At 52.2% G+C, this 2,002-nt stretch carries 1 protein-coding gene; it reads right to left on the bottom strand.

The genetic code is table 11. The features are described 5' to 3' along the window. Positions 1 to 1,107: 1,107 nt before the first annotated feature. On the bottom strand, positions 1,108 to 2,002 hold an 895-nt coding region (locus tag HNR46_RS20455), incomplete at its 5' end, for an RHS repeat-associated core domain-containing protein (RefSeq protein WP_184022556.1).

Raw genomic sequence — 2,002 nt, 5'->3', positions numbered from 1 at the left:
ATGACGGATACGACGACGATATTGAAGACCCACATCCTCGGGCGGATGAGGATCGGCAGGGAGCATCGCGAGGCTCTGCGGTCGCATCTGACAAGAGAATCCTGCGTAGCTCTCATCCTCCGAAGAGCGATGAATGCAACGCGACCCAACTGCAAAGCGGCACGACGGGGCTTCAGACCACGCTTACACAGAAGGCGCCTGTCCCTCCGGTTGCCGCTGGCGGCAGCTGGGGTGGATCTCCGCGAGTGTCCGTGGCGGCAGCACATCCCCGAAGTTCACCCCATAGCCTCCGGGAGACCCGACAATCATCTCCCACCCTTTGCGGCAGAAGGCGGCTTGCCGGACGCGTTTTGAAGCGGCAACCGTGGTCGCCTAGAAGCCGCACAGAAGACAGAAGAGGTTGGATATTTTCACAATGCCTACCGTAATCCGGTCGACCTTCCATCATTGATTGTCCACGAACCGTGACTTAAATCATTACCATTCAGGAATGACTCCTTTGACACGGATGTTAAAGTGCGAGGACTGACCCCTTTGACAGCTGCGCGCTGCCGCCGGATGGCAGCTTGCAAACGACGCTTGGCGGTGGCAAAGACAGTGCACGGGAAGCCGGTCAGAACGGGTTGTTTGGTCACACTTTCAAACCGTACCCTGATCGGCTTTTCGTCTCTAAAAATCAATGATTTGCGCCCAATCTAAGCGCCATTCAGGGCCGACCCCTTTTTTAGGCACCTTTCTTTATGCTTATCCCCCTTGATCTGTCACCCATGCCCCCGGTCAACGGGTAATCTACGCCCCCGGTTCACACCTCCCCTATTTCACTATTTTCCCGTCATTCCAAGGTATCCGGTTGGCAGGTGATTCCGGATTGCTCGACGACGTAACAGTTCGGCCAGCCCCGCCTCTATCAAAGCTATCAGGGGTCTCCTCAAAAATATCTGAGTTCATCGGATCGCCTGAGTTACATCGAAGCTCACTCTTAGCGCACGAAATTGTCATCCAAAAGAGGAAACCGATTGCCAACCTAGACAGACTAAAGGAGTAAAAGCTTTTAAAGATACTCATGAAACCGCGGCTTAGATGGTCACTAATTTCACCTCAATGTAGTTACTCGACACCCGCCTTGGTTACCCCGCATTTATCAACGGAGTACCAAAGCCCCCATTTTATTGTTTTGAGAGTCCTCGCCTCTTTACCATCCTCTTTGCATTGAAATTCCAACTTGAATTTCACTTCGATCTTCGCGCCCTTCTTCATGTGTTTCCCTCCATCGCGTTTCCAAAGGGCTTCTACGTTTTTTGCTGGAATTCCAGGATTATCATCAAAATCAGTGCCGACCAAAGTCGCGAGGCTCGGAGGGCCAGCATCGGACCTTGGCACTTTCTTGTTTGCCTTTCCAGGATCGTTGTCCTCAGTTATCGTTTGAAACCACTGATATTTTCCATTTTTACAGCAGCATTTCGGATCAGATTCTTCAAACTTCAATGTTAGAGTCGCCAACGCGCCTTGGCATCTTAACCCATCAGTCTGCGTGACTTGTCCTTTCTCGACACTATAATCAGCGACCTTAATTTTCCCAGCGACCTTACTCATCATCCCACCACATTTAACCTTGATCTCATCCCCCTTCTTCCACCATCCCAAGTAATCCCACCAATTCACTCCATCATTCCCAACAAACCCATAAAAGTTCACTCCTCCACGTTCCCCGATGGCATCCCTCGATGGCCACCGCCCCGTCACCGGATCGTAATACCGATAGCCGTAGTAGCAGAGTCCCGTGTAAGGATCGCGAATCTTGGTGGAGAACCCGAACTCCGAATTCAAGGTCCCTTCTGACACCACGATATTTCCAAACGCATCGTATTCCGTCCGCAGCTGCTCCATATTGGGATTTGCCGTGCCTCCGGAACCCTTGAGCGCCCAGGCCGTGATATTTCCGTTTCCGTCGTATGCCGGGCGTCTCAGCTTCCCGTCCGAGACCGTCCGCTGCATCAACAGG

This window comes from Haloferula luteola, from assembly GCF_014201715.1.
In the GTDB taxonomy this organism is placed as follows: Bacteria; Verrucomicrobiota; Verrucomicrobiia; order Verrucomicrobiales; family Akkermansiaceae; genus Haloferula; species Haloferula luteola.
This window is presented reverse-complemented; position numbering and strand designations above follow the sequence as displayed.